Annotated in this window: 21 protein-coding genes and 1 pseudogene; 4 read left to right on the top strand and 18 right to left on the bottom strand. The window is 61.9% G+C overall.

The genetic code is table 11. The features are described 5' to 3' along the window. The first annotated feature begins 224 nt into the window (after window positions 1-224). Window positions 225-464: pseudogene (locus tag JQ507_07825) on the top strand (IS3 family transposase). 580 nt (window positions 465-1,044) lie between these two features. Here the strand turns inward: JQ507_07825 and JQ507_07820 are convergent. The 15 genes from JQ507_07820 to bchF form a co-directional block, all read right to left on the bottom strand. Then, entirely contained in the window at window positions 1,045-1,524 is a 480-nt protein-coding gene (locus JQ507_07820; protein ID QRI71372.1) for a hypothetical protein, read from the bottom strand. 82 nt (window positions 1,525-1,606) lie between these two features. After that, window positions 1,607-2,818: a 5-aminolevulinate synthase gene (gene hemA / locus JQ507_07815; GenBank protein ID QRI71371.1), complete on the bottom strand. Its 1,212-nt coding sequence runs from the start codon at window positions 2,816-2,818 to the stop codon at window positions 1,607-1,609. Further along, entirely contained in the window at window positions 2,815-3,825 is a 1,011-nt protein-coding gene (locus JQ507_07810) for a DUF3623 domain-containing protein (protein ID QRI73248.1), read from the bottom strand. Before JQ507_07810 ends, hemA begins: the two co-directional genes overlap by 4 nt. A gap of 13 nt (window positions 3,826-3,838) precedes the next feature. Further along, window positions 3,839-4,936, bottom strand: a complete 1,098-nt coding sequence (gene acsF, locus JQ507_07805) for a magnesium-protoporphyrin IX monomethyl ester (oxidative) cyclase (protein QRI71370.1) — start codon at window positions 4,934-4,936, stop codon at window positions 3,839-3,841. Then, complete coding sequence (locus JQ507_07800) at window positions 4,933-5,238, bottom strand: hypothetical protein (GenBank protein ID QRI71369.1); 306 nt, start codon at window positions 5,236-5,238, stop codon at window positions 4,933-4,935. The genes acsF and JQ507_07800 overlap by 4 nt, the downstream gene beginning before the upstream one ends. Then, complete coding sequence (locus JQ507_07795) at window positions 5,235-5,693, bottom strand: phosphonate-binding protein (GenBank protein ID QRI71368.1); 459 nt, start codon at window positions 5,691-5,693, stop codon at window positions 5,235-5,237. Before JQ507_07795 ends, JQ507_07800 begins: the two co-directional genes overlap by 4 nt. A 13-nt stretch (window positions 5,694-5,706) precedes the next feature. Then, the gene (locus JQ507_07790; protein QRI71367.1) at window positions 5,707-6,384 is read right to left on the bottom strand and encodes a PH domain-containing protein; all 678 of its coding nucleotides are present in this window, start codon (window positions 6,382-6,384) and stop codon (window positions 5,707-5,709) included. Next, the gene (gene puhA / locus JQ507_07785; protein ID QRI71366.1) at window positions 6,381-7,148 is read right to left on the bottom strand and encodes a photosynthetic reaction center subunit H; all 768 of its coding nucleotides are present in this window, start codon (window positions 7,146-7,148) and stop codon (window positions 6,381-6,383) included. Before puhA ends, JQ507_07790 begins: the two co-directional genes overlap by 4 nt. Window positions 7,149-7,169: 21 nt before the next feature. Continuing rightward, window positions 7,170-8,603, bottom strand: coding sequence for an MFS transporter (locus JQ507_07780; GenBank protein QRI71365.1), 1,434 nt, complete (start codon window positions 8,601-8,603; stop codon window positions 7,170-7,172). Beyond that, a complete protein-coding gene (locus JQ507_07775; protein QRI71364.1) occupies window positions 8,600-9,301 on the bottom strand; it encodes a magnesium protoporphyrin IX methyltransferase in 702 nt (233 codons plus the stop codon). Before JQ507_07775 ends, JQ507_07780 begins: the two co-directional genes overlap by 4 nt. Next, window positions 9,301-10,212: a ferredoxin:protochlorophyllide reductase (ATP-dependent) iron-sulfur ATP-binding protein gene (locus JQ507_07770; protein QRI71363.1), complete on the bottom strand. Its 912-nt coding sequence runs from the start codon at window positions 10,210-10,212 to the stop codon at window positions 9,301-9,303. Before JQ507_07770 ends, JQ507_07775 begins: the two co-directional genes overlap by 1 nt. Further along, on the bottom strand, window positions 10,209-13,937 hold the full coding sequence (locus JQ507_07765) for a magnesium chelatase subunit H (protein ID QRI71362.1): 3,729 nt from the start codon (window positions 13,935-13,937) through the stop codon (window positions 10,209-10,211). Before JQ507_07765 ends, JQ507_07770 begins: the two co-directional genes overlap by 4 nt. Next, window positions 13,912-15,486 (bottom strand): ferredoxin:protochlorophyllide reductase (ATP-dependent) subunit B, encoded by a 1,575-nt coding sequence (locus JQ507_07760; GenBank protein QRI71361.1) that lies wholly within the window; start codon window positions 15,484-15,486, stop codon window positions 13,912-13,914. The genes JQ507_07765 and JQ507_07760 overlap by 26 nt, the downstream gene beginning before the upstream one ends. Window positions 15,487-15,488: 2 nt before the next feature. Beyond that, a complete protein-coding gene (locus JQ507_07755; protein ID QRI71360.1) occupies window positions 15,489-16,772 on the bottom strand; it encodes a ferredoxin:protochlorophyllide reductase (ATP-dependent) subunit N in 1,284 nt (427 codons plus the stop codon). After that, a complete protein-coding gene (gene bchF / locus JQ507_07750) occupies window positions 16,769-17,368 on the bottom strand; it encodes a 2-vinyl bacteriochlorophyllide hydratase (GenBank protein ID QRI73247.1) in 600 nt (199 codons plus the stop codon). Before bchF ends, JQ507_07755 begins: the two co-directional genes overlap by 4 nt. Before the next feature lie 234 nt (window positions 17,369-17,602). On the opposite strand from bchF, the gene JQ507_07745 reads away from it, so the two are divergent. Beyond that, window positions 17,603-18,496 carry a cobalamin B12-binding domain-containing protein gene (locus tag JQ507_07745; GenBank protein QRI71359.1) on the top strand — a complete coding sequence of 298 codons (894 nt, stop codon included), beginning with the start codon at window positions 17,603-17,605 and terminating at the stop codon, window positions 18,494-18,496. A 77-nt stretch (window positions 18,497-18,573) separates the two neighbouring features. Continuing rightward, the gene (locus tag JQ507_07740; protein ID QRI71358.1) at window positions 18,574-19,266 is read left to right on the top strand and encodes a biliverdin-producing heme oxygenase; all 693 of its coding nucleotides are present in this window, start codon (window positions 18,574-18,576) and stop codon (window positions 19,264-19,266) included. A 19-nt stretch (window positions 19,267-19,285) separates the two neighbouring features. Here JQ507_07740 and JQ507_07735 read toward each other — a convergent pair whose 3' ends face one another. After that, window positions 19,286-21,466 (bottom strand): GAF domain-containing protein, encoded by a 2,181-nt coding sequence (locus JQ507_07735; protein QRI71357.1) that lies wholly within the window; start codon window positions 21,464-21,466, stop codon window positions 19,286-19,288. Between the two features lies 1 nt (window position 21,467). Further along, complete coding sequence (ppsR, locus tag JQ507_07730) at window positions 21,468-22,841, bottom strand: transcriptional regulator PpsR (protein ID QRI71356.1); 1,374 nt, start codon at window positions 22,839-22,841, stop codon at window positions 21,468-21,470. 384 nt (window positions 22,842-23,225) lie between these two features. Here ppsR and JQ507_07725 point away from each other — a divergent pair, with 384 nt between their 5' ends. Next, window positions 23,226-23,660, top strand: coding sequence for a c-type cytochrome (locus tag JQ507_07725; GenBank protein QRI71355.1), 435 nt, complete (start codon window positions 23,226-23,228; stop codon window positions 23,658-23,660). Window positions 23,661-23,685: 25 nt separating this feature from the next. Here the strand turns inward: JQ507_07725 and JQ507_07720 are convergent, their stop codons facing one another. Further along, window positions 23,686-23,952: a hypothetical protein gene (locus JQ507_07720; GenBank protein ID QRI71354.1), complete on the bottom strand. Its 267-nt coding sequence runs from the start codon at window positions 23,950-23,952 to the stop codon at window positions 23,686-23,688. Window positions 23,953-23,975 lie beyond the last annotated feature (23 nt).

The raw sequence follows: 23,975 nt of genomic DNA, 5'->3' as shown, positions 1-23,975 counted from the left end.
CAACAAAATCCAGTATCTTGTATATGGCTGGGGGCGCAGTGCTGATCGCAGCCGTCTCCGGGCAATTTCCCTGCAAACAGGGAATTTTTCAGGGAATTTCGCGATTTTTCCCCTTCGCGAAGATATTAACGACGAGAACTCCCTGTGCCGGAGGCGTTTATTCGCGGATTCCCTGATCAAGCGAACAGGGAAAAAGCCGTTCGAGAACAGGGAATTCCCTATTAAACAACAGCATCGGCTGCAGCATGAGCCGTTCCGGCAATGTCTGGGACAATGCGGCGATGGAGAGCTTCTTCTCATCGCTCAAGACCGAACGGACCGCCAACAAGATCTACAGGACCAGAGATGAGGCACGATCCGATGTGTTCGACTACATCGAAAGATTCTACAACACGACCCGCAGGCACTCGACCATCGGTTATCTCAGCCCAGTTGAGTTCGAGCGCAGGGGGGCATTAGCTTAACCCGGCGTCCATCAAGCCGGCAGCAGCTCAAAGCCCCAAATCCACTTTTGAGGCTGTGGTTCACCAATATAGCTGGGTTCGCTGCATCGCCCAGTCCCACTGCATCGGAAGCTCTGCTTTTCTGTCGCAGAGCAACTTAACCCGGAACGTGATGTTTCCGATAACGCGCCGGCACGGTTGCTAAAATTCCATTCCTTTCCCGCCGCCACGATTTCGACGTCAATCGCCTGACCTGAATACAGCATAGCGTGCTTGACCTCGCGCGGCCGCTTGGAAGCGTCATTGCGTCTGCGCCCTGCGAAATCCAGCGATACCCGTCTTCGCTACTATTCTCCCGGGCCGCAGTTGGCCTGGACGTTTGCGTTTCAATTTGAGCGCTTCCGCCAGCATGGGAGCCGATCCACGTCGAGGATCGGCTCACAGAGCGCCTTCGTCTTTAGACGACTTCGCAACGCCGCGGGCCTATACGGTCCAAAGCTCGTGAAGTTGCGGACCGCGCTTATAGCAAGCCCTTCATGGACCATCTGGTGAAGTTGCGCGGGGTCCGGGTCTCGCCATGCCGAGCGCTTTTCGTCACGACTTAGTCCTTCAACCGCGTAAGCCGCGGCCGCCATACCCCGAGAACGATGTTGGCCATCGCTATGGCTAGAAACACCCAAAGCGAAGCGCGACGCGTCCCCAATTCGCCGGCTAGCGTAACGGGATCGATTTCGCCGGCCAACGCTCGCGCACTTTGCTCCGCTTCCTGCTGAAGCGGCCCAACCACGGAGACAAAACCCCATTCGAAAACAAGAACGCCCGTTGCGAGTTTTGCCCATGCCCAACCGGCGTTGTGGAAGGCCCTGTTCGCAGCGATGGCCAACAATCCGGCCACCAGAGTGAGCCCAAGAGAGGGCATAAATATCCAGGTCGCCACTGCACCCGTCGCGACGCTGAGCGATGCGTACTGCGCGATCGAGTCCGGTGCGGGCGCACAGCCTGCCATGACAAGAAAGCACGCAACCGCGCCGACGACGCCGATCGCTCCCATCGTATGAAGAAACTTCATCAACTTCCGCATGATCGACCGGGGTTCGAAAGAATTGCCTATCGTGCCATCGACGGACCCCGATCGCCTGGATCAGTCGCCCAAGAACAGCAGATCAAGCTGCCTTGGCGAGCCCAACCTCCGCCCAGATCTCTGCAAGGGCATTCACCAAATGCTCGATGTCGGCATCAGTGTGATGCGGCGACGGCGTGATGCGCAACCGCTCAGTGCCGCGCGGCACGGTCGGGTAGTTGATCGGCTGCACATAAATGCCGTAGCGCTCGATCAGCACATCGCTGATCTGCTTGCACAAGACAGGGTCGCAGACCATCACCGGGACGATGTGGCTGGGATTGTCCAGGTGAGCAACCCCTGCCTCATCGAGCCGCCTGCGCAGCCGCGCGACGCGATCCTGATGCCGCTCTCGTTCCGCCGCGCTCGATTTCAGATGACGGATGCTGGTAAGCGCGCCAGCAGCGACCGCCGGCGGTAGCGACGTGGTGAAGATGAAGCCAGAGGCGAAGCTGCGGATGAAATCACAGATCGTGGCCGACGCCGCGACGTAGCCGCCGATGACACCGAACGCCTTTGCCAGGGTGCCTTCGATCACGGTCAGGCGGTGGTTTACGCCTTCCCGGTCGGCGACGCCACCGCCCTTCGGTCCATAGAGACCGACGCCGTGCACCTCGTCGAGATAGGTCATGGCATTGTGGGCGTCCGCGACGTCACAAAGTTCGGCAATCGGCGCAATGTCGCCATCCATCGAATAGACGGACTCGAAGGCCACCAGCTTGGGCGCATGCGGGTCGAGATCGCCGAGCTTGCGCTCGAGATCGCGCGGGTCGTTGTGGGCGAAGATGCGGGTCTCGCTGCGGCTGTGCCTGATCCCCTCGATCATCGACGCGTGATTGAGCTCATCCGACAGGATTGTGCAGCCGGGCATCCGCGACGCCAGCGTGCTCAGCGACGCCATGTTGGAGACGTAGCCCGACGTAAATAGAAGTGCTGCCTCCTTGCCGTGAAGGTCGGCTAACTCCTTCTCCAGCAGCACGTGATAGTGATTGGTTCCGGCGATGTTGCGTGTGCCGCCGGCCCCTGCGCCGCAACTGTCGAGCGCCTCATGCATCGCCTTCAGGACCGCGGGGTGCTGGCCCATGCCCAGGTAATCGTTGGAGCACCAGACAGTGACTTCACCGGCGCCGCCCGGATGATGATGCTTGGCGCGGGGAAATGCGCCTGCCCTGCGTTCAAGATCGGCGAACACGCGGTAGCGGCCCTCGCGATGAAGACCTTCGAGCTGCCGACGAAAATAGGCTTCGTAGTTCATGACGTTCTCCCCTTGATTGTTGCCTCCGGCTCAGGACAGATCTGGTGAGCCGCCGTGAGGCCTTCTCTTGCCTGCTGCTCGCGATAACTCTGACGAAACTGGTCTTCGAGCCGCAGTCGCGCGCAGGCCGCCTGCGAGACTTTGGGAGGCGTCGCATCGGGGCGCATATCCGCGAGCACGACGAGATTGAGCGGCGCAGCAATGGCCTTGGCGTCTTGTTCCTGTTCCATCGTGATGTCCTCCGGCGGGAAACCCGAGCGCATGCCCCAGCCCCACAGCGTGATCGCCGGCAGCGGAAGCAACATGAACCAATGCTCGACAACGCCGAGCGCAAACAGCGTCGATACCAGCGTCAGGCTGGCGATCTCGAAAGGCGTGACCGACACTTCGACAATGCGCTGGATCATGATGACGAGAGCCGCGGTCGCAAGCGTGACCGAGACCGGAAAGAAGCCGCTGATCGGCCTGCGCGCGAAGAACGTCTTCAGGAATCGCACCGCGTCCGGCATCAACTCGTCGTTGGTGACGGGCACGCCAAGGAAGAGGTTGATCTTGGCGCTTTGCCGCAGCACCCAAAGCGCCGCAAAGGTCCAGAGACCGACCTGGTTAGGGCTGGCCCACGTCAGCGCGACAATGGCGGCGCCACAGGCCAGCAGAGCGAATTCGTGATAGAGGATGGCCTGCAAGGCGAAACCGAGGCGCGACCCGCCGGTCGCGCCGACCGGACATTGCTGCGGGCGCGGCCCCGTCAGCCACCCCGCGAGAAAAGTGATCTCCTGGGCAGCCCACAGCAGGATCGTGCAAGTGAAGGCCGTATAGGCGCCGCCGACGCTCGCATCGCCAGCGGTTAGCGCGAGGCCTCCGAGCGACCCCGCGAGCAGCCCAACTGCGAGGAACGCTCGCGACAGTTCGAACCGTCCCGAGCGTCCGACCAGCAACAGCACGGCCCCGGTGCTGAACCACCACACGAAAGCAGCGTAGATGGGGGGGACCGTGTATGCGGCGATCAACACACTCTCCTCACCAGGCCGGTTGCAGACAGATTTCGCGCGGGAGCGCGTTAGGCTTCACCGGCAGCAGGAACAGCCGCGCAAACGTCAGCCCAGCCCGGACCGCAAGGCCTGCGCGCTTCACTTTCGACAACAAGCCGCCGTCCTCGCGCGCATCCGCAATCGCTTCCGAAATCATGCGCAAGCGCTCGAGACCTGCAAAAAAGCGCGGGTTCTCGATATCCAGCGTGACCGGAAACACCTGCTTGGAAATCTCGGAAGTGATGCGGAAGACCCGCATGTCGTACTCTGTGGGATCCATTCCGAGCGCGTCGTGGAAAGCGGGACGCATGTGATCACGAACATACATGGTTGCGAATACGGCGAGCAGGAAGAATCGGATCCAGAGCTTGTTGAGTCCGCGCAGCAGCGACGGATCGGCGCGCATCAACAGCGCAAACGCCTCGCCATGGCGGAACTCGTCGTTGCACCACAATTCGAACCAGCGGAAGATCGGATGGAATTGCCGCTCGGGATGTCGCTCCATCTGCCGGTAGATCGTAATGTAGCGGGCATAGCCGATCTTCTCCGACAGGTAGGTCGCGTAGAAGATGAATTTAGGACGGAAGTACGTGTATTTCTTCACTTTGGTGAGGAAGCTCAGATCCACCCCGATGCCGTGATCCTTCAGGATCTCGTTAATGAAGCCGGCATGGCGAGCTTCGTCCCGGCTCATGAAGCTGAACAATTCCTGGATATCCCTGTTCTTGATCCGCTTCTTGATCTCCGCGTAGAGCACGCAGCCCGAGAATTCGGCGGTAAGCGAACTGACGAGGAAATCCTTGAACTCCCTGCGCAGCTCAGGCGGAAGCGATTGCAGGTCGTTCTTGAATTCGTCGGTCTTGACGAAATGCGCCTTGTTGTGATCGGCGCGCAATTCCTTGATGACGGCATTCCATTCGGAGCGCACCAGGCTGACGTCGAGGCGATCCATAGCCTCATAATCGGTCGTGTAGAAGCGCGGGCTGAGGATGGTATCCTCGCGAGCCTTGTCGAGGCTTTCGCTGCTTCCTTTGATCGCGGGACGTGTTTGCAGACTGCCGGCCGTGCCACCTTCCATGTTGATCATGATGCTCTCCCGTCTGAGAAGCTGACTTCGTAAAGCTCAGTCAATTCCAGATAGCCCTCGATCCGCGCCCATAGCCGGTCGAGCGGGCCGGCCCGCACCACGGTCGCGGTTCTCCGCACGACCAGCCGCTCGCCGAAGGCAACGCCGGTCGGCGCGTCATGAACCATGACCTCGTCGCCCGGCTGGATCGCGATGTCGCCGTCAAGCACGACATGGGCGTGCAACGTTTCGGACGTCTGCTCGATCTCGATCGTGCAGGGCACGTCGAACGTCTTGCGCGACGTCGTCCAGAGCATCGTCATGCCCCACCTCCCTTCAGCTTCATCAGCCGCGCAAAGGCCTCCGTATTGGCCGATCCGAAGGCGTCGAGGTCGATCTGCTTGCCGGTCGATGTGTCCGTCAGCGTGATCTGGCCGTTGACAAACCGGGTGAGGCGAAACGGCGGTTGCCGACCGATGTCGCCGCGCTTGCGCTCCCGCGCGAGCCCGCGCAGCACGACGCGGATGAAGCCATTACTTCCCGGCGCCAGCGTGTCCACGAGTTGACGATCGTGTGCGTCGTACACCAGCACTGCACCGTCCTGGGCGTCCTCGAACTGGAGATCTCGGCTCTCGGCGGCGGGCGGCAACGTCATGTGGACGCCGCCCGTCCCCGTCAGTCGCGCCGTTGTCACCGTCGCGAGCGAAAACAGGACGAGAGCCGCGGCCGCGATGATGCCGCCTCTGGGGACCACGGGCTCCTGGATAGCCTGGCTCATGAGTGTCCTCCGTTCAGGCGGCCGCTGTCGACGGCGAATTGGCCGTGAGGTCCGAGACCAAATTGCGATTGACGGATGTCGAGAGCGCGACCGCCGTTGGAGCGGGCTGACCTCCCAACGCCTCCGAAAGCCGGGCCGCGACGACCGCGGGGTCCGGCAATGCGCACATCATGGGTTCCGGCGCACGCAGCCGCCAAGGCCGGATGTGCGGCCACAGCAGCAAGTAGGACACGCGTTTGCCGTCCGACACCCCTAGCGGAATATCGCCCGAGCCGTCGTGATGGATCTTCAGAGCGGCGTTGGTGATCTTGTTCAGCGGAATATTCATGGTGATCGGCAGCGCGACGCCGAACTGGAACAGGACCCTCTTGCTGGTGATGGTGTAGCAGGCGGCGCGGCGGAATAACCAGGCGAGACCCGCCAGCACGGCGATGGCACTGATCGCCGGCGCGATCAGCCATAGAGCCGAAATAACGACGTCGCCCGCTTGGACTCCGTGCAGCCAGTTCGACCACAGCCGCCACGCCAGCAGCACGCCGAAATAGATCGCGACCTCACGGATGTGAAACGACCGCAACGCTAGTCCTTTGAGACTCGGCTTCCCTTGCCAGATCACGCGCTCGCCGACAGGCAACGGCGCGGGCAGCTCCTTGAACTGCGTACTCTCGAATTGGTGGTGATCCTGTTTCACAGCAGCGGCTCCTGACGCGCGGGCGTGGCATAGAGCGTGCCCGCGCCGTAATATCCGACGATGCGATCTTCCTCGAGCTTGGTCACCTGATCGGGGCTCTTCGTCGCCGGCACGTCGACGAACTGGCTGCCGAGGATGGCATCGACCCAGACTCGGCTGCGGCGGCCATCGATCTTGGCGAACGGCATCGGTAGCAGCACACGTTTCGCGCCACCCGACGTCGTGACTTCCACTTCGAGATAGCGGATCAGAGCTTCGGCGCGATCGACCCAGACGTCGGTGACGGTGCCGCCCATTTCGCTGTCCGCGCCGTTCACCCGCATGCCGCGCGGATCGGGGTCGCGGGATTCGAGATAGGTGCCTTCGGCAAGACGCAGCGGAACGATACAGGGGACGTTCTCCATCGTTAGTTCGGGACCGTCCTCGCGATTAGCGTAGGACCCGGGCCCGACGCCATCCAGCATCGGATTGCCGGTCGGCTCGGCCGGAGCGCCCGGCCACACCGCGATCGGCGCCAACGCGACGTCGGGGCGATCGTTCTTGTGGTTCGGTAGCGTCGCGGTGTGCCCGCCGCGCAGGAGGTAGGTCTTGGGATCGGGCATGCGCGGAAAGCCATACGCGGCCCCGCCCTTGATGCCCGTCGATTCGAGCGGATAGCCTTCGCGCTTATCTTCGCGGCGAAGGTAGAAGATCAGGCAAGCGAAGAAGATCCAGAAGACGTAGAGCGTGACCTGTGCCAGGTCCATATACGAGTCGGGCTGCATGGGCGACCTCCCTTTCGTTGACTAGCCTGGAAACTCAGCCAGGCCAAACTTTGTGGAAGGCTGCGAGAACCCCGTCCGTGCGCTGCGGACGAGCGGGCCAATCGCAACCAGAGTGGCGAACAACAAAGCAATTTCGATGTGGTAGACGACGCTGTATCCCGTCGACGGATCGGTCAGCGCGCGACCGAGCTCGCCGCTCGATGCCAGCGATGTCACGGCATCGCGGATGCCGCCACCGAGCGCGATGCCGCTGCCGGCGGCGGTCGCCTGCACGGCGCCCCAGGTGCCCAGCGCCAATCCGCTCTCACCCTCCGCTGCAATCGCCATCGCGGCGGTCAACGTTCCCGCGGCGAACAGCCCGCCACCGAATCCGATCAAAGCGGTCCCGATCCGAAACAGCAGAACCGAACCCAAGGGCGCTGCAAAAATCACTGCCGCGAAAGCAAACACGCCTGCTACCGCGCCGAAACCAGCGATGCGATAGGGATCGGCATTGCGCCCCAGCGTCCTTGCGGCCAGGCCAAATCCAGCCAGCGTGCCGAGCGCAAAAAATGCCGTGAGCGCCGTGGTCTGGCCCACCGTCAGCTTGAGGATTTCGGCGCCGTAGGGCTCTAGCAGAATATCCTGCATCGAAAATGCCGAAGTACCGAGCGCCACGGCGACAAGGACGCGGACCGAACCGCCGGAGTTACGGAACCTGGCCCAGGATTGCTGGAATTCGGGGAGCTCTCGGGAAGCCGACGTCAGCCCTGGATTGCGCGCTTCCTGCTTCCACAGGGCGGCGACGTTGAGCAGCAGTTGCATGACGGCGACACCCTGGATCACCTGGATCAGGCGGATCTCGTTGAAGTTGCGCAACAGCTCGCTAAAGATCAGCGCACTGCCGGCCATCCCGAACAGCAGCATCACATAGAGGAAGGCCACGACGCGCGGCCGCGCATCCGCCGGCGCCAGATCGGTGGCGAGTGCGAGACCCGCAGTCTGGGCGGTATGCATGCCGGCGCCGACCAACAGGAAGGCGAGCGCTGCGCCGAACTGTCCGTAAACGGCGGGATACTCGCCGGTGCCCGACAGCACCAGCAGCGCAAACGGAAGGATGGCAAAGCCGCCGAACTGGATCAGTGTCCCCATCCAGATATAGGGCACTCTGCGCCAACCCAGCACGGAGCGATGATTGTCGGATTTGAAGCCGATCAGAACGCGGAACGGCGCGAACACCAGGGGGATCGACACCATCAGCGAAACCAGCAGCGTGGAGACACCAAGCTCGACGATCATCACACGGTTGAGCGTGCCGTTCAGCAGAACGATCGAGATGCCGGTCGATACCTGGAACAGCGACAGACGCAGCAGCCGTCCGAGCGGAAGCTCCGCCGTTGCCGCGTCGGCAAAGGGAAGGAAGCGGGTCCCGAGCCGCATCCAGCCTTTTGCCAATATCGACGATATCCGGGTCATCGTGGAATCACTTCCAGGGCCTGCGACTTGTAGAATCCCCTGGCTACGCGATGACTGCGGCCGAGCTCCCAGCGCTCAAACCCCTCATCCGCCATCAGCAACCGTCGCAATTTCTGCTCGGCAACCGGCTCGATCGCCGGTGCACGATCACCGCGTGGAAAGAGTCGGCCGACGGCATGCATCACGGTCAGCGCCGGCGTCTTCGGCGCGAACGTCACCAGCATGGCCGCGGCGGTCCGCTCCGCCAGACCGGCCATGATCCGGCAGATATCCGCCGGGCGATAGTGGATCAGCGAATCCATCGCAACCACGAAGTCAAACCTGCCGAGTTTGGGATCGAGCATGTCGCCGGAGCGGAATTCGATGGTCGAGCCGCCGAGGTCAGACGGCAGGCGTTCCCGCGCCACCGACACCAAAGTCGGCGACAGATCGATCGCGACCACGCTTGCGCCGCGCCGGGCAGCCTCGATCGACAACGCTCCGGTGCCGCATCCGGCATCGAGCAATCGCGCGCCGTTCATGTTCTGCGGCAGCCACGACAGCAGCGTGTTGCGCATCTCGTCCCGGCCAGCACGGACAGTGGCTCTGATACGACCGACTGGCACATCCGACGTCAGCTTGGCCCATGCATCGACCGCAGTCCGGTCGAAATAGGTCTCAAGTTCGCCGCGCCGTTCGAGATAGGTTGCAATGGACATCAGTCGAACCCCAGCAGATCGAAGATTTCACGGTCCTTGAGTGATTTTCCCGGCGACGGCTCGATCGTTCCGGCCCAGAGCTCCGCGGCCAGCCGCATGTATTCGTCCGTAACGGCCTTCAGCTCCGGCGTCTCGTTCATTTCGAACAGCGTTGATTTCTTCAGGCGGCTTTTGCGGATGGCGTCGAGATCCGGGAAATGCGCAACGCGTTTCAATGCGGCCTGCTCGGCATAACGATCGATCTGGTCGGTATTCCTGCTGCGGTTGGCAATGACGCCACCGAGCCGGACGCCGTAATTCCTGGACTTGGCCTCGATTGCGGCGACGATGCGGTTCATTGCGAAGATCGAGTCGAAATCATTGGCCGCGACGATCAACGCGCGATCGGAATGTTGAAGCGGTGCGGCAAAGCCGCCGCAGACGACGTCGCCGAGCACATCGAAGATCACCACGTCGGTATCTTCGAGCAGGTGGTGCTCCTTCAGTAGCTTCACGGTCTGGCCGACGACATAGCCGCCACAGCCGGTGCCTGCCGGCGGGCCGCCGGCCTCGAGGCACATCACCCCGTTATAACCTTCGAAAACGAAATCCTCGGGGCGGAGCTCCTCGGCGTGGAAGTTCACAGATTCCAGTACGTCGATCACGGTCGGGACCAGCCGCTTAGTCAGCGTGAAGGTCGAGTCGTGCTTCGGATCGCAGCCAATCTGCAGCACGCGCTTGCCGAGCTTGGAGAATGCGACCGACAGGTTCGACGAGGTGGTGCTCTTGCCGATGCCGCCCTTCCCGTAGATCGAGAACACCTTTGCGGTGCCGATCTTGAGCTTGGGATCGAGCTGGACCTGCACGCTTCCCTCACCGTCGCCACGGCAGGACGGGCTCTTGAGCGACGATGGCCTAGTCTGGATGTTCATGCAGCAACTCCCACGCCCTCGAGGCGGTCTTCGAGCTCTTCGCCTGCCCTGCGCAGGACATCGAGCATCTCCGGATCGGGTGACCAGTATTTGCGCTCGTGCGCCTCGATCAGCCGGTTCGCGACCTTTGCGGACGCCACGGGATTGAGAGACGCCAGGCGTTCGCGCATTTCGATATCGAGCACGAAGGTCTCAGTGAGCTGCCGGTAGACCCAGGGCGCTACCTCGCCCGTCGTCGCCGACCAGCCCATCGTGTTGGTGACATGCTCTTCGATCTGGCGAACGCCCTCATAGCCGTGCTTGAGCATGCCCTCGTACCATTTCGGGTTGAGCATGCGGGTGCGGGTTTCCAGCGCGACCTGCTCCGACAGCGTCCGGACCGTACCCGCGCCGCGGGTCTGATCGCCAATATAGACCGGCGCGGACTGGCCACCCTTGGCTATTCGAACCGCACGGCTAATGCCGCCCAGCGTGTCGAAATAGTGGTCCACGGTCGTCACGCCGAGCTCGACCGAGTCGAGGTTCTGGTAAGCGAGATCGATGGTAGCGAGCGCGTTCTTCAATAGCGCCGTTTGCTGCACCGGCTGCCCCTTGAGGCCATAAGCAAAGCTCTTGCGGCGCGTATAGGTCTCGGCGAGTTCGTCCTCGTCATCCCAGCGGCCGTTCTCAACCAGGTGGTTGACGTTGGAACCGTAGGCACCGTCGGCATTGCCGAACACGCGCAAAGAGGCCGTTTCCAGGTCGCAATTATTCGTAGCCTGGAACGCCAGGGCATGCTTACGGACAAAGTTCTGTTCGAGCGGCTCTTCAGCGGACGCGGCCAGGAAGCAGCTTTCGGCCAGTAGCTTGATCTGCAGCGGCAACAGATCACGGAATATCCCGGACATGGTGATGATTACGTCGATCCGCGGCCGGTTGAGCTGATCGAGCGGGATCAATTCCGCGCCGGTCAGGCGGCCATAGCCGTCAAAGCGCGGTTTTGCTCCAAGCAAGGCCAGCGCCTGTCCGATCGGCGCGCCTTCGTTCTTGAGGTTGTCGGTGCCCCAAAGCACAATCGCAACCGATTCCGGAATCCCGTGTCCGTCGCCGACATGCTTGTCGATCAGCCGCTGCGCCTGGTGTGCTCCGTCCTGCACCGCAAAAGCGCTCGGGATGCGGAACGGATCGAAGCCATGGAGATTACGCCCAGTCGGCAGGATCGCCGGCGTGCGCAGAAGATCGCCGCCGGGTGCTGGACGCACGAATTTGCCGTCCAGCGCATGCAGGATCGCGGGCAGTTCATGATCCTGCTGGAGGATGCGATCGATGCCGGCCAATTCCGTGTAAAGCGACAGCGCAGCGTCGTTTTTCGCGGCCAGTCCTTCGGGCGTCTCGCCCTTCACCAGCGCTTCGAGGATCGATCTGTCCAGACGCGCGCCGTGCGAAGCATCGGCAACCGCCTGCAGCATCTCGACCCGCTGTTCGACCGACGGCGTCTCACCAACGACGTGCAGTCCATGCGGAATCAGGGTGTATTCGAGCTCAAGCACGGCTTCCGACAATTTGCCGACGGCCGTGGCCGGATCCATCCAGGCAGGCTCGGACTTGGTCAGTTCCAGTGCACTGGCCTGGGCCTGGATCAATGTCCCGAGATCGCCGCGCTCCGCATCCTCACCCGGAGCGAGTCCACGCCAACGTGCGATCGAGGCCTTCAGCTCGACCAGCCCCTTGTAGAGCCCGGCATGTGCGACGGGCGGCGTAAGATAGCTGATTAGCGTCGCGGCCGAACGGCGTTTGGCGATCGTGCCTTCCGACGGGTTGTTCGAAGCATACAGATAAACATTCGGCAGGTCGCCGATCATGCGGTCCGGCCAGCACGCGCCTGAGAGGCCGGCCTGCTTGCCCGGCATGAATTCGAGCGCGCCGTGAGTTCCGAAATGCAGAACCGAGCCGGCGCCGAAATCCTGGCGCAGCCAGCGATAAAAAGCCGAGAAAGCATGCGTTGGGGCAAATCCCTTCTCGAACAACAGTCGCATCGGGTCGCCCTCGTAACCGAACGCGGGCTGGATCCCGACGAAGACGTTGCCGAAGCGCTCACCCAGCACGAAGATCGAGCTGCCGTCGCTCTGCTGCTTGCCTGGCGCCGGCCCCCATTGTGCCTCGATCTGGCGTAGCCATTTTTCGTTCCGAACGTGATCACCAGCCGGAATTCTGGCGTGGACGTTGGCATCAGCGCCGAAGCGGGCGGCATTGCCAACGACGATACGCTCGCGCAAGGCGTCAGCACTTTCGGGCACCTCGACATGATAGCCTTCGCGCTCCATTGTACTAAGCGTGCGATGAAGCGATTCGAAGACCGATAGAAACGCTGCGGTGCCGGTGTTGCCAGCGTTGGGCGGGAAATTGAACAAGACGATCGCGACCTTGCGATCCCGCCGTTTGGAACGGCGCGTCGCGACGAGGCGGGCCGTACGGGCAGCCAGCATCTCGGCTCGTTCGCTGCACACATGCATTTCGCCACCGGTCTCGGCCGGTGCGAAAATGCAGGCGCGCTCGCAGCCGGTACAGGTAGCGCCTGCCCCGTCAGAGCGACCGCCATAGATCATCGGTCCTGCGGCGCCGTCGAGCTCGGGAATCGCCACCATGATGGTGCTTTCCACCGGCATCAGACCGCGATCCGAAGCCCCCCATTGTTCCAGCGTCTGGAACTCGACGGGATGCGCCGACAGATAGGGGACGTCGAGTTGCGCGAGGATATCCTCGGCCGCGCGGGAGTCGTTGTAAGCGGGACCACCGACCAGCGAGAAGCCGGTTAGCGAGACCACCGTATCGACGACGCTGCGTCCGTCCTTCATGAAGAAACGTTCGATCGCCGGGCGCTGGTCGAGGCCGCTGGCGAAGGCGGGGATCACGCGCAAGCCCCTTGCCTCAAACGCAGCGATCACACCATCATAGTGACCGGAATTCCCGGCGAGCAGATAGGAGCGCAACAGCAAGAGACCGACGGTGCCGCGCGCGTCAACCGGGATAGGAAGTCTCTCCGCAGTATCGCCAATGCGACCCTTGAGCCGCGGGTGGTAGACACCGATGTCGGCATAGTCGACCGGCGCGTCAGCCTTGACAATGCCGCGCAGGCCGCGGCGCGGACCGTCGGCGTACCGGTCGACCAACAGGCGGATCATGTTAGCGATGTTCTGCTCCGAGCCGGCCAGCCAATATTGCAAGGTCAGGAAATAGGCGCGCATGTCCTGCGCGGTGCCTGGGATGAAGCGCAGCAATTTGGGTAGCTGCCGCAGCATTTTCATCTCGCCCTTGCCACCAGGGCTGCCTTTGCGATTGCCGCGCAGCTTCTTCAGCCATGCGATGGCGCCAAGCGCCTCGCCGCTCATGTCGAACTTGCCGACCCGCGTCAGCCTGACGATCTCGGCTGCCGACATGCAGCAGATCATCGCATCGCAATGACTGCGCCGGGCAATGAGTGCCGGCATCACGAGGCGAACATGGTCGTCGAGAAACAGCATCGTGGCGATCACGATGTCGCCGCGGTCGATGTCGGCCCTGCAACGATCGAGCGCTGCGTCATCGGTACCCCATTCGTCCGCAGAATGAACCGCGAGCGACAATCCCGGGAAGCTGCTCCTCAACAGCACTTGCGCCCGCGCAGCCGCGCCGGAAAGATGACTGTCCATGGTCACGACGACAACCTTCAGAGGCGTCGCGTCAGCGGGCGTAATGCGCTTTGGCATCGTAGAGCGTCTCAATGGTTATGGTGGCAACGCCGGTTTCGTTGGCGAAACGTTCGGTGTTGCGGCGTGCCTTGCCGCGAACGAAGAACGGAATTTTTCGCAGCTCTTTCTCGGCATCGGCGGCCCAGGTCACGCTAGTCAGCACCGCGGCTGAGGCTAGTTCGGTAATCTGAACCGGCTTTGCGGCATCGGACACCTGATGGCCCGCGCCCAGATGGGAAGGCACTGCTCCGTCCGTGAACTCGAAATCATCCTTGAACATCGCCAGCAGATGCTCCTCGAGGCCCATCATCAGCGGATGCACCCAGGTATCGAAGATGACGTTGGCGCCCTCAAATCCCATCTGCGGCGCATAGCGTGCCGGAAAGTCCTGCACATGCACCGGCGCCGAGATTACGGCGCAGGGAACCCCAAGGCGTTTGGCGATATGTCGCTCCATCTGGGTTCCCAGCACTAACTCGGGCTGCAGTTCCGCAACTTTCGCCTCGACTTCCAGATAGTCATCGGTGATCAACGGCTCGACATCGTAGCGCTTCGCCGCCTCGCGGATTTCGCGCCCGAACTCGCGGCTGTAGGTGCCAAGGCCGACAACCTTGAAGCCGAGTTCATCGGATGCGATGCGCGCGGCGGCGGCGGCGTGGGTGGCGTCACCGAAGATGAAGACGCGCTTGCCGGTGAGATAGGTCGAATCGACCGAACGCGAGTACCACGGTAGCCGGGTGGAGGCCGAGGCGAGCGTCGCCGACGCATCGACACCAGCGAGCTTCGCGACCTCTTCGACAAATTCGCGGGTGGCCGACACGCCGATCGGGACGGCCTTGGTGAAGGGCTGACCAAAGGTCCGGTGCAGCCAGGACGCCGCCTGGCCGGCGATTTCGGGATAGAGCACGACGTTGAAGTCGGCTTCGCCCAATCTCACGATATCGGCAGGTCTAGCCCCCATCGGCGCCGTGACGTTCACGTCGATGCCGAGCTTTGCCAGCAGTGACGTAATTTCCGCGACATCGTCGCGATGGCGGAAGCCGAGAGCCGTTGGGCCAAGCAGATTGCAGCGAGCACGGACTCCTGCGGCACGCAGCGAACGCGGCATTCCGGGTGCCGGCGCTGACGGGCCCGCGAGCGCGCGCACCAGTTGATAGAAGGTTTCGGCCGCGCCCCAATTTTCCTTCCGCTGATAGGCCGGCAGATCGACGGCGACAACGGGGATCGGGAGGTTGAGCGCACGTGCCAGCCCGCCGGGGTCGTCCTGGATCAACGAGCCGGTACAGGACGCGCCAACCAGCAACGCCTGCGGTTGGAAACGATCGTAGGCATTCTGCGCAGCCGTCTTGAACAGTTCGGCTGTGTCACCGCCAAGATCGCGCGCGGAAAACGTCGTGTAGGTCACAGGCGGGCGTAGGTCGCGGCGCTCGATCATCGTAAACAGCAGATCCGCGTAGGTATCGCCCTGCGGCGCGTGCAGCACATAATGCAGGCGCTCCATTCCCGTGGCGACGCGCATCGCGCCGACGTGGGGAGGTCCTTCATATGTCCACACGGTGAGCTGCATGATCAGGCCACCAGCTTCGCGCGGCGCACCAGAGGACGCGAAAAGAGCTCAGCGAGATCTGCCGCCTGCTCATAACCCTGGATCGGCGTGAACACGAGTTCGATCGACCATTTGGTGGTCATGCCTTCGGCCTCAAGGGGATTGGCAAGTCCAAGCCCGCAGACCACTAGATCGGGTCGCGCCCTTCGGCAACGATCGAGCTGCAAATCGACGTCCTGCCCCTCCGACAGTGCGACATCGTCCGGCAGCAGCCTGAGCTCTTCGGCGAGATGCTCGCGATGCAGATAGGGTGTCCCGACCTCGACCAGTTGCATCGACAATTCGCGCGACAGAAACCGCGCCATGGGAATCTCGAGCTGGGAATCCGGGAACAGGAAAATGCTACGACCCGACAATTGGTCACGGTAGCGAAGCAGCGACCGCTCCGCCCTGATCCGATGGGGTTGCGTCACCGCCTCGAACAACGCGGGCGCGACACCGAACGCATCGGCCGCCGCACGCAGCCAAGCCGTCGTGCCCTCGACACCCAGCGGGAAAGGCGCGGCCAACCGCACGGCGCCGCGACCTTCCAGCGCGCGCGCCGTGTCAGCGAGAAACGGTTGAGCTAGGAGAAATCTGGTGTTCGGTCCGACCTCAGGCAGTGCCGCAGAGTTTCGCGGCGGCAGAAACTGCACGGTGCCGATGCCGAGCGAGTCAAACAGGCGGATGAACTGGTCCTCGACCACGTCGGCCAGCGACCCCACGATCAGTAATTGGTCCTCGCTCGTCCGGGTCGGGGGGGCCGCAGGGACGAGCGAGGCGAGACAGGCATCCTCGCCTTGCGTGAATGTTGTCTCGATTCCGCTGCCTGAGTAATTGAGAACGCGGACCCCAGGCGAAAATTTCTGCGACAGCCGCAAAGCAGCGCGCGACAAATCGAGCTTGATCACTTCGGAGGGACAAGAGCCGACCAAAAACAGCAACCTTATGTCAGGCCGCCGGGCAATCAGCTGAGCGACGATCCGATCCAATTCGTCGTTGGCATCGGTGAGCCCGGCGAGATCCTTCTCCTCCATGATCGCGGTCGCAAATCGCGGCTCGGCGAAGATCATCACGCCGGCCGCTGACTGAATCAGATGCGCGCAGGTCCGCGAGCCGACCACGAGAAAGAAGGCATCCTGGATCTTCCGGTGCAACCAAACGATTCCAGTCAGCCCACAGAATACTTCGCGTTGGCCGCTCTCACGGCGGACCGGACTGGGCCCGACATCGGCTGCGACCGGACATCCCTGCACATGCATATTCATGCGCCGCTCCCGGGGGTCGAGGGAGCCGCAGTCAGCGCCGATCGTTCGTCGCGCCGCGCCGCGCGCAGCTTGAGGACGAACTGCGTCGCGTTAACGAAGTAGGAGGCGTACGCCGCCAGAGCGAGCAGCATCTGCTGGCGCGGATTGCCGAGCTCCGCGAACAGCGCGATCAGATAGGCGGTGTGCAGCGCCAGCACGAGGAAGCTGAAAACATCCTCCCAGAAGAAAGCCGACGCGAACAGATAGCAGCCGAATACCTCGCGTTCCCAAATCGAACCGGTGATCATGATCGCGTAGAGTACAAGCGTCTTGACGACGATCGACGCCGCTGCGACGGCAAAGCCCTCGCCTGTAAAGAGACAACGAAGCACCAGCGCGAGACTAATGAGGAAAACGGCGAACTGGACCGGCGCGAGGATGCCCTGCACCAGCGTCCACTTTGTTGCATCGCGGCGAATGCGTTGTTCGGGCGTGTACAGCGGCCTAAGTGATTGGGCTGTCGAACGGGCTCGCGATGCGCCGTCTCGTATTTGCGAAATTCCGTTCGCAGGCGCAGCGACGTATTCACCTGTCGAACTGTAAAGACTGTTTGACAGTTCTGCGTCGCGGTGATGCGATATCGACTGGAGAAATCGAGCAGCTGCCGACGAAGGGTCGTTTTGTTTGGGAAACCGGCCGCTTTTGGCTGCTCGAAACACCGCGCCACTCCATAAGTGCGGGCTTGATCGAAACAAGGCTAAACCTCGCTTCGAGAACTGTCAACTAAACTGTACGTAAATTAAACTTGACGGTTTTGAAGCGTGGCGACTTAATGCTTGGGGGAGCGAAATATGACCGATGTGAACGAGCAATCCTTCTCAGCCGGTAGCGCCACCGACACCACGTCGGCGCCTCGTCCTAAATCGCTGCGACAGAGAATTCCGGCGCCGATCTGGCGCTTTCGGCCGACCCTGCAACCGGTCGCGATGGTCCGCACAATCAAGACGCAGATCATTCCCAAGATCGTGCTGGCGTTACGCAGCACACCGATCGCAAAGGCTGCGGAGATCGCAGAGCCGACCGCACCGACCGAGGTGGAGATGTTCGCGGCGCTTGCGCTTGGTGCCGATGACGGCGCAGCATTTGCCTATGTCGTGGATCTCCAGGCGAAAGGCGCGTCGGTCGAATCAATCTTTCTCGATCTTCTGGCGCCCGCAGCACGACAGCTCGGCGCGCAGTGGGAATCGGACACGACGGATTTTGCCAGCGTTACGCTCGGTGTCGGTCGATTGCAGCTCATCATGCACCGGCTCGGCCACAGCTTCGTGCACGAAGCCAGCGACGACCACGGCGGCGAATCGGCACTGCTAACGATCATTCCGGGCGACCAACACAGTTTCGGACTATCCATGGTGGCCGAGTTCTTCCGCCGCGCGGGCTGGAATCTCTGCACCGGCCCGTTTTCGTCGCACCAAGAGCTGACATCACTGGTGCATAATCACTGGTTCGACATCGTCGGCTTCTCCGTTAGCAGCGATAGGCGGCTCGATGAGTTGAAGAGGGACATCCACGACATCCGGCGCGACTCGCGCAACCGGCAGGTCGGCATCGTTTTGGGCGGCCCGCTAGTAATCGCTCAGCCTGACCTTGTGGCGTCGATGGGAGCCGATATGATGTCGGCAGACGCGACCACTGCGCCGCAGGAGGCGCATGGGCTGATCGAACAGCTGAAGGGCCGGACGTGACCGGCCTCAACGGACGGGGACGGCGTAGATTGACGCGACGAAGCTTACCTTACAAAGCGATTGCGGAGGCGACCGGAATGACCGCTGCAACGGCGGATGGCCCCTTGCCGCTCAGCGTCGTGACGGCGCTCTATCTCCGTACCAAGGCGCTGCATGCCGAAGCCGAACGCACCGGCATTATTCGAAGTCTGCTGCGGGGTGAAGCGAGCCGGGCAGGCTACATCCTGTTCTTGCGCAATCTGCTCCCCGCCTACCGGGCCATGGAGCGTGGGCTCGAGCGCCATCGCAGTTCACCCGGCATCGCATTGCTGTCCCGCTACCGGCTCGAGCGCACGCTCGCGATCGAAACCGACCTTGCCGCCCTGTGCGGCGAGCGATGGATCGAGGACATTCCACTGCTTGCCGCCGGCGATATCTACGCTAAGCGGGTATCGCATGCGGCCGATGGCGACGGCCTGAGACTGATCGCACATGCCTATACCCGCTATCTCGGGGACCTCAGCGGCGGCCAGATCCTGCAAAGACTGCTTGCGCGCTCGCTTGGGCTTCGCCCATTGGAGCTGACCTTCTACGATTTTCCGCACTTTTCGGATCTGGACGTGCTGAAGGCCGACTACCGCAGGGCGCTTGAGGAAGCCGGTGCACTTGCGTCCGATCCGCAAGCCCTGGTGGAGGAAGGTGCAATCGCATTCTCCATGAATATCGACATCTCATGCGCCGTCGAGGCTGCAGTGCCGCATGTATCGGCCTCCATAGCGGCCATGCAATAAGTCGGCCGCGCCAGTAGTTTCAGGCGTTAGGCTTGCCGCCGCCTGAGGTCCGTGACGCATGCCAGATCAGATGTTCAAGCACTTCGGCAGTGCGCAGCGTCGAATTGCGGACGCTCTCGAGCATCTCGGCGATCCGGCCGGTTTCCACACCATAGGTGATTTCCAGCGCGGCGAGCTGGGCGTTCTCGATCACCGACGACAGTAGGTTCTGGTAGACGAGATCGGTCTTCGAATCGAGACGGACGCTGCTGATACGATTGCTTTGAACGATCCCTTCCTGGAAACGGCTGCGCGCAATCTCGGCGGCCTTTCGATCGGTGATATCGGAGAAGATCAGCACGAAGCCGAGCACCCGGTCCCGCGACGGATGCACTGGATCGGCCCTGATCAGCAACGGCTTTTCCCGGTTACTTTCGCTGCGCAACAGCAACTCGCCGCGCCATGGGCGATGGTGACGGATGAGCTCCGCAACATCGCGAAGGAAACGGTCCGGTTGTTGAAATGCCCCGGCCAATTCATCCAGCCGGCCGAACGCGGAATGATCCTTCGGCAGCAACGTCTTGAACGCCTCGTTCACTAGCAGGATCTTGCCGTCGATATCGGCGATGATCACCGGCTGCTCGGACACGCGCACCTGACGACTGAACTGTTCGAGCTGGTCTTGGGCGATGAGGGTGCGCACCGCGCGGAATTGCAGCACAATGTCCGCCACCGACTGACCAATCAGGCGCGCGGCGGCGAGATCGGCTGGCGTCCAAGGGTCGGACGTTCCTTCTACCTGCTGATGCCACTGCGCAAACGACCGGCGCGGCGACAAATCCGTGGGGCTGTTGCCGATCACGAACGGCTTCAACGGATCGCCGCCCCAGGTCACCGTGCGAATGCGCTCCGGCCGGAACCAGATCAGGTATTCGCCCGGATTGCTGGAGATCGGCGTCACTGCGACCCCGCTCGCAACCTTTGTAATCCCCGCGAATTGCGGAAGATCCAGGCCGAGCGATGCCGTCGCCACCACGGTTCGATCACGATGCGTGTCCAGCCACGCGCCGATCTCCCTAATCTCTTGTGTCCCCGGAACCTCCCCGGTCGAAATAATCTGGCCCTCATAGATCAGAGCGCCTCCACTCGCCCCGAGCGGCTGCAGGATCGATTGCGAGCTGTCGAAGATCGCGCCTCGCCAGTCACCTTCGCGCGACATCGCCTCGATCATTCGCTGCTCGAGCCGTTGCACGAAGAGCTCGGACTGACTCTGCGCAAAGCTCTCGAGCGCCGCGATGCGTGTCGCGATCGCCTCGGCAAGCAGTTCGCAAACCGCCCGCAATTCGAAATGTATGAAGCGCGGCTCGTAATGGTGACAGGCGACGAGGCCCCATAGCTTTCCGCCGACCACGAGCGAGATCACCAGGGTGGCGCCAACACCCATGTTCTTCAGGTACTGAAGGTGAATCGGCGACATGCTGCGCAGGAAGCAGAGCGACATGTCCAGATCCCGCCCGGTGATCGGCGAAAACCGGGGCTGCAGCGGGACGGGCTGATAGTTCACATCCACCAGCACGCGGACTCTTGTGCGCTCATAGAGGCGCCTCGCCATCTGCGGAATATCGGTCGCAGGGTAGCGGTTGCCCAGATACGCCTCGAGCTCCGGCTTGCGGCGTTCCGAAAATACTTCGCCGTGGCCCTCGTCATCGAAACGATAGACCATGACCCGGTCATAGCCAGTACGATCCTGGAACAAGGTCGCAGCCTCCTCGCACAGCGCGCGAATCGAGGAGGCCGTGCGGATCTTCTCGAGCGCCTTGGCGATATACCTGGTCAAATCGACCGAAGGTCCGGCCCGCTCCAGCTCAATGACCAACCCTCCTTCGGGCGGTCGATGCAAAAGCCCGTCATAATCGGCGCCGGGGCTTCCGATCCTGCAGCGCACTGCGATCGGCATTCCCTGCGCGGTTGGGTCGAGGTGCGGAAGAATTCGGACCAGCAGGTCGCCGTCGAGATCGGCGAGCGCCATTCCGTCGACTTGCTTCAGATTGAGAAATTCAGCGGCATTGGCGCTGGCTTGAATGACACGGTGATCGGGCTCGCTGACGACCAATAGGGCGCCATGGGGCTGTATCGAGCCCGCGAGATGGATCTCTTCCCGTTCGCAGTTGGAAAGGTCGGCTTTTCCGAATGCTGGTGTAGCGAGCGAATGCAGCGCCAACTCAGTCCTCTGGGGTTTCCTCGGCGTCCGGCTCCTTGTCGTCCAGGCCGTAGCGATTGAGCTTTGCATAAAGGCTCTGGCGGCTCAATCCAAGAAGTTCTGCTGTCGCGGTGCGGTTGCCACCTGCGATCTCGAGCGCCTGCTTCACATAGTGCTGTTCGACGACGCCAACCGTATTCTTGACGAGCTGGCGCAGCGACGATTTCCCGATCTGCTCGCTCATCGAACCCAGTGCGGTGCGCAGAAAATCACTCTCACTGCCTGACGGAAGGCGACGGGCCACATTGCGAAGCAGCACGCCGATGTGACCGAGCCCGCCCTCCCCGGTCCCAGCCGAGATTTCGACCTCGGTCTCGGTACCGAGCTCGCCGCGAATCGACGTCGTGAACAGCCGCACGGTCTTGTGCCGCTGGATGTTCGAAAGGAGTGCATTTAGGTCGGCGCCCGGTTGCCAGAGCCACCGGCCAAGCGATTCCCCGATTGCGGAAGCCTTCGAGCCGAGCTGCACAAGATCAAGGAAGGCCTGATTGGCATGGCGAATGATGCCCGCGTCGTCGAGCGCCACGAACCCGTCCGGCAAATGCTCGACCAACTCCTCTACGGTCGAAGGCTCACTCTTGTCTTTCGGAGCCGATAGTTCGGTCGCGGCGGTAAATTGCAGCAGAAACACGTGGCCGGGCTCCGCCGTCATCAGCGACCCCCGCAGCATCCAGGGCTTCGCTTCAGGGCCAAGATGCACAAGGATGCTCAACGCCTTGCCGCGTTCGCGGATGCGCGCCAGCACTTCGCGAACGGCGTCGCGGTCTTCAGCGGCGATGTCATGCAGCAGTTCGCGTCCCGCGATGTCCTCGTTGCGGCGACGCGGCGAATTCAGCGCTTCAATCGCAGTACGGTTGGCTTCCAGGATCCGCAGATTGGCGGCCGATACGATCAGGACGGCCTCGTTTGATGCGTCGAAGACCAGACGGTAGCGCGTCTCGATTTCGCGCAGCTTCCAATAGTCGCGCTCCATCGTCTGCTGGGCCGCGATCAGGCGCGACTGAAGCTCGGCGACCGCTTGCAGGTTTTTGCCGATCGCCAGCATCCCGGCTCGGCCACCCAGCAGCACCGTGGTGTATTCCATCGGAATTTCGAGACCGCTCGGAAAGCGCTGGTTGATTTGGCGGAACGCCGAAATGCCGGTGACGCGCGCGTCATCGACCATGCGCTTGACCTTCTCGCCCCCCATTTCACCGGCAACTTCGACCCAAGGGCGGCCGAGCCATCCGTCGACGCTCTCGCCGCTCATCGACGGAGATAGCGTCGCTTCGCGGATCACACCCTCCATGTCCAGCAGGAGCGTGATGTCGGGCTGTACGGTCGGTAATACGGCCATTCTGCTATCTGCCGATCTTTCTCTGCGGAAGCGGGAAGCTGTCGAAACGACGGCAGTGAAGACCAGTGCACACGGCATGCCAATATTGCCTGACACCCGCCAGCTGAAACTGGCACACATACCCGGTAGCAATGCGCAGAATCTCGCATAAAGTCAAGAAACACCTTTGTTTTGAGGCTTTTAGTTGTCACATTTGTCTGACACCGGTAGTGGGCACCCCTGGCGACAAGATCGCCGATAAACATCCGAATAACGCCAACCAACACGAATTCGTTTGATGCAGTCCAAAAGAATGTCAGGAACCGACAACATCAGTTGATATTTAAAACTGTCAATATATCCTAACACTCAAACCGAGACCAAATCGAAGTCAGGGAGAGCAACGTGCCGGTGAAATCTGCAGTTTTTGCTTGTGCCGCAGCAGCCATTGTCTTCCCGAGCAGCGCGGCCCTGGCTCAGGACGCTGCCAAGGGTGAGCAGATATTCAAGCAATGCATGACCTGTCACCGCATCGGTCCTGACGCCAAGAACCTGGTTGGACCAGTCTTGACCGGCGTCATCGGCCGGCAATCGGGAACGGCGCCAGGTTTCGCCTATTCGGCGTTGAACAAAGCCGCAGGCGAGAACGGATTGGTTTGGTCCGACGACCTGATCTTCCAGTATCTGCCCGATCCGAACGCATTCCTGAAGAAATTCCTGACCGACAAGGGTAAGGCGGATCTGGCAACCGGCTCGACCAAGATGGCGTTCAAGCTCACCGACGAGCAGCAGCGCAAGGACGTGATCGCCTACATCAATAAGTTCTCCGAAAAGAAATAGCCGAATGGCGCAGGGCCGGCGCGGGCTAGTTGCGCCACCGCTGGGTGACGTCGGTCAGATGCGCCAGGCCGGCGGCCGTCAGGAAAAGACTTGCCAACATCCAGCCGCTGCCAGCGAGGGTTGCGCGCAGCGCGAAAAGAAGGAATACGCCGGCGCACAGATTGGGTAGCAGGTCGCGCGGCGCGATGCCTCGTCGAGCACGCGACCAATAGACCAACAAGGCCGCGGCCTCGAGAATGACCACGACAAGAATGAAGTCGACGAGGCGCCCACTCGCAAACAACTCAGCCATGCCGGAAGATCACATGGACACCC

The sequence above is a fragment of the Bradyrhizobium sp. PSBB068 genome (genome assembly GCA_016839165.1).
Lineage (GTDB): Bacteria > Pseudomonadota > Alphaproteobacteria > Rhizobiales > Xanthobacteraceae > Bradyrhizobium.
Note: the sequence above shows the minus strand (reverse complement) of the source record. Positions and strands in the feature narration are given on the sequence as shown.